The sequence below is a fragment of the Candidatus Frankia nodulisporulans genome, assembly GCF_902806475.1.
Lineage (GTDB): Bacteria > Actinomycetota > Actinomycetes > Frankiales > Frankiaceae > Frankia > Frankia umida.
Genome location: NZ_CADCWS010000204.1, coordinates 1 through 7710 on the forward strand (window position 1 = coordinate 1; position 7710 = coordinate 7710).

At 70.2% G+C, this 7710-nt stretch carries 4 protein-coding genes; all 4 read left to right on the top strand.

Annotated features, from left to right (window positions below):
• Positions 1 to 73 precede the first annotated feature (73 nt).
• The 4 genes from G6R24_RS22580 (at position 74) to meaB (ending at position 6852) form a co-directional block, all read left to right on the top strand.
• Positions 74 to 1390: a type IV toxin-antitoxin system AbiEi family antitoxin domain-containing protein gene (locus tag G6R24_RS22580; RefSeq protein ID WP_338084444.1), complete on the top strand. Its 1317-nt coding sequence runs from the start codon at positions 74 to 76 to the stop codon at positions 1388 to 1390.
• A 111-nt stretch (positions 1391 to 1501) separates the two neighbouring features.
• Positions 1502 to 3415, top strand: a complete 1914-nt coding sequence (locus G6R24_RS16030; RefSeq protein WP_163550049.1) for a methylmalonyl-CoA mutase subunit beta — start codon at positions 1502 to 1504, stop codon at positions 3413 to 3415.
• A complete protein-coding gene (gene scpA / locus G6R24_RS16035) occupies positions 3415 to 5697 on the top strand; it encodes a methylmalonyl-CoA mutase (RefSeq protein ID WP_163550050.1) in 2283 nt (760 codons plus the stop codon). The genes G6R24_RS16030 and scpA overlap by 1 nt, the downstream gene beginning before the upstream one ends.
• A gap of 132 nt (positions 5698 to 5829) precedes the next feature.
• Positions 5830 to 6852 (top strand): methylmalonyl Co-A mutase-associated GTPase MeaB, encoded by a 1023-nt coding sequence (gene meaB, locus G6R24_RS16040; protein ID WP_163550051.1) that lies wholly within the window; start codon positions 5830 to 5832, stop codon positions 6850 to 6852.
• Positions 6853 to 7710 lie beyond the last annotated feature (858 nt).

Here is a 7710-nt window from a genome sequence, read left to right on the forward strand (position 1 = left end):
CCTCGACCTACCCCACAGCATTCTCCGCGATCCGGGCACTCTATTTCTATTCCATGAGTTCTGCATAAGCCTCATGACCTCCTTGTCCTCGGCCTTGACCTCGCCGACCCGACCTGTCACCTTCTCCTATCCCGGCCTTGGGCCAGCCCTGAGACTGGCTCGCAGCCAGGGCGGAATGATCACGTTTCGACAGGCGATCGAGGCCGGCCTCACCCGTGGCCAACTGCGCCGGTTGGTGCTGTCCGGCCAGTGGGACCACCCGGTCCGTGGTGCCTTCGTCGTCCTGGCGGTGTCCGCCGTGCCCGTGCCGCGGCGAGCTCTGGCCTCGGCGCCGAGGCCGGGCCCGGTGGCATCAGCGGCCGATCTGGCCACGCTGCCCGGTTCGAACCCGCGGCCCGCCGCCGGCTCAGGGTCCGACCTGGCTGGCCTGGCTGGTGGCGAGGGTGCCGCGGCCGCGGCCGAGCTGCTGGGTCTGCCGTCCACGGTCCAGGCGCTGTCGGCGCGGGTGCGGGCGGCGTTGGTCGGTCGTCCGCAGGCGGTGGCCTGCAGTGTCACGGCCGCCCGGTTGCTGGGTTTTCCCGCTGCCGGCCTCACCGCCGCGGGTACCGTCCCGTCGGGTGTTTCCGCTTCGGTCGCGGGGTTTTTCGGTACCGCACCGTGTGATGCGGCGGAGTTCGGTTCGCCCGCGTTGGGCATGTCGCCGTTCGAGGCCGGTCCTGGTGCCAACGTCGATGATGCGCGGCAACCGGTGCATCTGATGCTGCCGGCTCGGCTCACCCGGGCCCAGCCACGCGGTGTCCGCCTGCATTTCACCGACCTTCCGCCCGCGGATCGAATCGTCCACAGCGGAATTCCGCTCACCTCCACGGCGCGCACGCTCGCCGATCTCGTACTCACGGCGCCGAACCGGGAGGTCGCCGTCGCGATCATGGATGGTGCCCTGCACAGCGGCGTCGTGACGGACCTGCGGGCGGCCCGCCTCTCGGCGGCGGGGCGCCGCGGGTACCGCCGGGCCCTGCCCTGGTGGTCGCTGGCTGATCGGCGGGCCCAGTCGCCGTTGGAGACGCGGTTGCGGCTGTTGTTCGCGGACGCGGGCCTGGCACCGCCGCGGCCACAATGGCCGGTCTCGGATGCTGCCGGTCAGGTCGTCACCCAGCTCGATCTCGCCTGGCCGGCGCAGCGGGTCGCCGTCGAGGCCGAGGGCGCCATGGTGGGGCGCGCCGCCGGTGTGGTGCACGGCCAGCGGCAGCGGGCCAACCTGCTGGCCGCGATGAACTGGACGGTGCTGCGCTTCGGTGATCTCGAGGTGGCCTGGTACCCGCAGCGGGTCGTGGAGACCGTCGCGCAGTGCCTGGCCCGGGCCACGCAGGTCGGTCTGCGGGCCTCCTGAGGGCGCGTCCACCTGGTGAGGGGTGCCACCATCGAGCCAAACGGGTGCAAGAGCTTGTGACAGGAAGTACATTCCGAGCCTCCCGCAACCCGCCGGCCTACGATCCGGTGCATGAGCGTTCCCTCTGGCGGACTGTCGCTGGCCGCGGACTTTCCCGAGTCCACGCGAGGCGAGTGGCAGAAGCTGGTTCTCGGGGTCCTGCGCAAATCCGGGGTGGCGACCGAGGCGAACACCCCGGCTGATGTCGAGGACCTGCTCGCTACCGAGACCTACGACGGTCCACGCATCCAGCCGCTGTACACCAGCGAGGACGCACCCGCCGGCGGGGTCGGCCTGCCCGGTCTCGCGCCGTTCGTGCGCGGTGGGCGTCCCCAGGGCACCGGTGGCAGCGGCTGGGATGTGCGTGCCCTGCACGTCGGCCCGGATGCGAAGGCCGCCGGCGCCGACGTGCTGGCGGACCTGGAGAGCGGCGTCACCTCGCTCTGGCTGCGCCTGGGCGAGGGTAGCCTGCCCATCGAGGCACTCGGCATGGTGCTCGCCGAAGTGTACCTCGACCTCGCCCCGGTCGCACTCGACGCGGGCGGGCAGACATCGGCGGCCGCGGATGAGTTCCTGCGGGTCGCCGACGCCCGCGGCGTACCCGGTTCCCAGCTGTCGGGCAGCCTGGGGGCCGACCCGATCGGGCTGGCCGCGCGGGTCGGGGTCGGCACCTCCGAGCCGGCCGGGCTCGACGAGGCCGCGGCGCTCGCGCGGCGCTGCCTCCAGCAGTACCCGGGCCTGCGCGCGCTGGTCGTCGACGCCCAGCCCTACCACCGTGCCGGCGCCAGCGACGCCCAGGAACTCGCCGCGTCGCTGGCCACCGGCGTCGCCTACCTGCGCCTGCTGACCAGCGCCGGGCTGAGCCTCACCGAGGCGCTCGGCCAGCTGGAGTTCCGCTACGCGGTCACCGCCGACCAGTTCAGCTCGATCGCGAAGCTGCGTGCCGCCCGCCGGCTGTGGGCGCGGGTCGCCCAGGTGTGCGGGGCGAGCGGACCCGAGCGGGCCCAGCGCCAGCACGCCGTCACGTCGACGGCAATGATGACCCGCCGCGATCCCTGGGTGAACATGCTGCGCACGACGCTGGCCTGCTTCGCCGCCGGGGTCGCCGGTGCCGACGCGGTCACGGTCCTGCCCTTCGACGCGAGGCTCGGTCTGCCCGACGACTTCTCCCGGCGGATCGCCCGCAACACCCAGATCCTGCTGCAGGAGGAGTCGAGCCTGGTTCGGGTGATCGACCCGGCCGGCGGTTCCTGGTTCGTCGAGTCCCTCACGGAAAGTCTCGCCGAGGCGGCCTGGTCCGCGTTCACCGAGATCGAGCGGGCCGGCGGGATCGTCGCGGCGCTGCGTGAGGGGCTTGTCGCCGAACGGATCGCGACCAGTCGCGCGGCCCGCGCCGAGGCGATCGCCCATCGGCGTGATCCGATCACCGGCGTCAGCGAGTTCCCGAACGTCGCCGAGAAGCTTCCCGATCGGGTCCCGGCGCCACCTGTCGCACCGTCCGCCCCCGCGGACGCGGTGACAACCGGACTGCCGGAGATCCATTATGACGCCGACTTCGAGGACCTGCGGGCCCGCGCGGACGCCGCGGCCCAGGCGGGCGACCGTCCGGTGATCCTGCTGGCGACACTGGGCAGCGCCGCCGCGTCGACGGCGCGGGGCTCCTTCGCCGCCAACCTGTTCCAGGCCGGCGGGTTCGACACCCCGACCTCCGGTACCGGCACCGACCCGGTCCAGATCGCCGCGGCGTTCACCGCGTCCGGCGCCACCGTGGCCTGCCTGTGCTCGGCTGACAAGGTGTACGCCGAGCATGCCGCCACGGTCGCCGCCGCGCTGCGGGCGGCCGGTGCCCGCCAGGTGTGGCTGGCCGGCCAGCCGGGTGCCCGCGCGCAGTCCGACGCCGAGGCGGGTATCGGCGGATACGTGTTCACAGGATGTAATGCGGTCGCCGTGCTCCAGACGGCACTGGCTGAGGCGGGAGTGGCCTGATGTCCCTCGAAGGCGCGAAGCAGTCCGGCGCTGACGAGTCCGACCCGACCGGGCCGGGCCTCACCGCCATCCCGGACTTCTCGACGATCGAACTCGGTGCCCCGCCGGACGGGGCCGACACCCCCGAGCAGCAGTGGCGCGACGCCGTCGAGGCCACGACCGGCAAGGATGTCGAGGCGCTGACCTGGGACACGCCTGAGGGCATCGCCGTCAAGCCGCTCTACACCGCGGCCGACACCGAGGGCCTGGACTTCCTGCGCACCTATCCAGGGGTCACGCCGTTCCTGCGCGGGCCGTACGCGCCGATGTACGTCACCCAGCCGTGGACGATCCGCCAGTACGCCGGCTTCTCCACCGCGGCGGCGTCCAACGCCTTCTACCGGCGTAACCTCGCCGCCGGCCAGAAGGGTCTGTCGGTCGCCTTCGACCTGCCGACCCACCGCGGCTACGACTCCGACCATCCGCGGGTCACCGGCGACGTCGGCATGGCTGGCGTCGCGATCGACTCGATTCTCGACATGCGCCAGCTCTTCGACGGCATCCCGCTGGACCGGATGAGCGTGTCGATGACCATGAACGGCGCCGTGCTCCCGGTGCTCGCGCTCTACATCGTCGCGGCCGAGGAGCAGGGCGTGGCTCCCGAGCAGCTCGCCGGGACCATCCAGAACGACATCCTCAAGGAGTTCATGGTCCGCAACACCTATATCTACCCGCCGCAGCCGTCGATGCAGATCATCTCGGACATCTTCTCGTTCACCTCGCAGAAGATGCCGAAGTTCAACTCGATCTCCATCTCCGGCTACCACATGCAGGAGGCCGGCGCGACGGCCGACCTGGAACTGGCCTACACCCTCGCCGACGGCGTGGAGTACATCCGGGCGGGCTTGGCGGCGGGCCTGGAGATCGACGCGTTCGCGCCGCGGCTGTCGTTCTTCTGGGCCATCGGCATGAACTTCTTCATGGAGGTCGCGAAGCTGCGCGCCGCCCGCCTGCTGTGGGCGAAGCTGGTGAAGCAGTTCGAGCCGAAGAGCTCCAAGTCGCTGTCGCTGCGCACCCATTCGCAGACGTCGGGCTGGTCGCTGACCGCCCAGGACGTGTTCAACAACGTGGTCCGCACCTGCGTGGAGGCGATGGCCGCCACCCAGGGCCACACCCAGTCGCTGCACACCAACGCGTTGGACGAGGCGCTGGCGCTGCCGACCGACTTCTCCGCCCGCATCGCCCGCAACACCCAGCTGCTGCTGCAGCAGGAGTCGCGCACCACCCGGGTGATCGACCCGTGGGGCGGCAGCTACTACGTCGAGCGCCTCACCCACGACCTGGCCGCCCGGGCCTGGAGCCACATCGCCGAGGTCGAGGCGTCCGGCGGCATGGCGCAGGCCATCGACGCCGGCATCCCGAAGATGCGCATCGAGGAGGCCGCCGCCCGCACCCAGGCGCGGATCGACTCCGGCCGTCAGCCGCTGATCGGCGTCAACAAGTACCGGGTGGATGCCGACGAGGCGATCGAGGTGCTCAAGGTCGACAACTCGGCCGTCCGCACCGAGCAGGTCGAGAAGCTGCGCCGGCTGCGCGAGGAGCGGGACAACGCGGTGACCGAGGCCGCCCTGCACGCGCTGACCGCCGCCGCCGACGCGGCCCGTGACGGGCGCCGGGCTTCGGGTCTCGACCAGAACCTGCTGGCCCTCGCGGTGGACGCGGCCCGTGCCAAGGCGACCGTGGGCGAGATCTCCGACGCGTTGGAGAAGGTCTACGGGCGCCATTCCGGTCAGATCCGTACTATTTCCGGCGTGTACCGGGACGAGGCCGGCTCCGCCGGCAACATCGCCGCCGCCCGCGAGACGGCAGCCGAGTTCGAGCGGCAGGAGGGGCGCCGTCCGCGCATCCTGGTCGCCAAGATGGGACAGGACGGCCACGACCGCGGCCAGAAGGTGATCGCCAGCGCCTTCGCCGACATCGGCTTCGACGTCGACGTCGGCCCGCTGTTCCAGACGCCGGCCGAGGTCGCCCGCCAGGCGGTCGAGGCGGACGTCCAGATCGTCGGCGTCTCCTCGCTCGCCGCCGGCCACCTCACCCTGGTGCCGGCGCTGCGCGAGGAACTCGCCGCGCTGGAGCGCTCCGACATCCTCATCGTGGTCGGCGGCGTCATTCCGCCCGGCGACTTCGATGAACTGCGAGCCGCCGGCGCCGCCGCGATCTTCCCGCCCGGCACGGTCATCGCCGATGCCGCGCAGGAACTGCTCGCGACCCTGTCCGCGCAGCTCGGCCACACCGCTGCCTGAGCGGCGGCGGCCAGTGGCATCGACAGCGGTGGTAAAGCCGACGGCGGTGGTGAGTTCGACGGCGGTCACGGTGGTGGCGGCGGTCGCCCTGGAATCAGCGGCGGCCGCGCGGTCGACGTCGGCCGTGGCGTCGTGAGCCGGAGACCGATCGACCTCGCGCAGTACGCCGACGGGGTGCTCGCCTCGTCGCGTACCTGGATCGCGCGCGCGGTCACACTGGTCGAGTCGACCCGGCCCGACCATCGCGAGCTCGCCCAGCAGTTGCTCGTGACGCTGCTGCCGCATGCCGGTAAGGCACGCCGGGTGGGCATCACCGGCGTGCCTGGCGTCGGCAAGTCGACGTTCATCGACGCGCTCGGCACCATGCTCACCGGCAGCGGCCATCAGGTGGCGGTGCTCGCTGTCGACCCCTCGTCGACCCGCACCGGCGGCAGCATCCTCGGCGACAAGACCCGGATGTCGGCCCTGGCGGTCGATCCGGCGGCGTTCATCCGCCCGTCGCCGACCGCGGGCACACTCGGTGGAGTCGCCAAGGCCACCCGCGAGGCCATGGTCATCATGGAGGCAGCCGGCTACGACGTCGTCGTCATCGAGACGGTCGGCGTCGGCCAGTCGGAGACGACCGTCGCCGACATGGTCGACACCTTCCTGTTCCTCACCCTGGCCCGCACCGGCGACCAGCTGCAGGGCATCAAGAAGGGTGTGCTCGAGCTCGCGGACGTTATCGCGGTGAACAAGGCCGACGGTCCACACGAGCTCGATGCCCGCCGTGCCGCCCGGGAACTCGCTGGCGCCCTGCGGATGCTGCAGGGTGCCTCCGGCCCGCGGGACTGGAACACACCGGTGCTGACCTGCAGCGCCGAGCAGCGCGTCGGCGTCGACACGGTCTGGGCGCAGATCATCAAGCATCAGGACACCCTGGACGCATCTGGCGAACTCGCCGCCCGTCGCCGTCGCCAACAGGTCGACTGGACGTGGGCGATGGTGCGCGACCGGCTGCTCGCCGATCTGCACGCCCATCCGCAGGTCCGCGCCCTGACCCCCGACCTGGAACAGCGTGTCCGCGAGGGCAGCCTCACCCCGGCTCTGGCCGCCGATGCCATCCTCTCCGCCTTCGCGCGGTCGACGGGTGAGCCGACCAGATCGTCGCAGTAACAGGGCTCCCGAGCTCAGGAGCCCTCTGTTAGCACAGACGCTCGCTCCTGTTTCGTTGGTGTCTTGTCCGGAATGGAGTCGCATTGGACGTGTCCTGTCGCGCTGCTTGGAGGCCGCCGGGACGGCGACGCGAAAAAACTCGGCCGGCTATTTCTATGGAATCCGCGTATTCGTCGTGGTCTCGGGCTGGCGCGGCTTCATCGGGTATGTCAGACCTCGTTTCTTAAGCAAGCCCAGGATGGCGACGATCTGAGCTTGGCTGCCATCCCCGTCTGACGGCGGGCGCCTGTTTTCCCTGCGGGATATGTGATGCCTGGCGAGTGAATAGTTCCAGGATTATGCGGTCGCCTTGCGTCAGTATATGAAGCTCGAGATTGCTGTCGGGTCGCGTTGCTGATTTCGGTGATCGGATGCTCGTGGATTGGCTTCTGCGCATCCTGATCATACCCTCTTCCTCTCTCCATGCAAGAGCTGACATCGGGTCTTCCGGCCGCAGGAAGCTTGGTGTTGTGGTCGCAGCTCTGCGCGACTCTCGGGCTCGCTGACCCGCTGTTCCACTGCTTCCACTGCTTCCACTGCTTCCATGCTGCATTGTCGCTGGTCGCTGGTCGCTGGGGGTGTGGGTTGTCTCTGTACCCGAGCGCGTGCACGGGGGTTGTCATCCGCCTGTCCATCGGCTATGATTCGAATGCACGTTCGATCGTCATGAGTGGAGGTGCTGTATAGCTTCAGTGATGTATGGATTCGCTGTTGGCTCCTGACTGCGACCGCGTTTCCATGCGTTCTTCTCATCTGTTTTTTCGGCTGTCTTCTTTTGGGACGGGGGTGCTGGTGATGGGTGCCAACGAGGCGTCGTCG

Coding starts and splice junctions, on each gene's coding strand:
- scpA (WP_163550050.1), top strand. CDS start 3,415: ATGTCCCTCGAAGGCGCGAAGCAGTCCGGCGCTGACGAGTCCGACCCG.
- G6R24_RS22580 (WP_338084444.1), top strand. CDS start 74: ATGACCTCCTTGTCCTCGGCCTTGACCTCGCCGACCCGACCTGTCACC.
- G6R24_RS16030 (WP_163550049.1), top strand. CDS start 1,502: ATGAGCGTTCCCTCTGGCGGACTGTCGCTGGCCGCGGACTTTCCCGAG.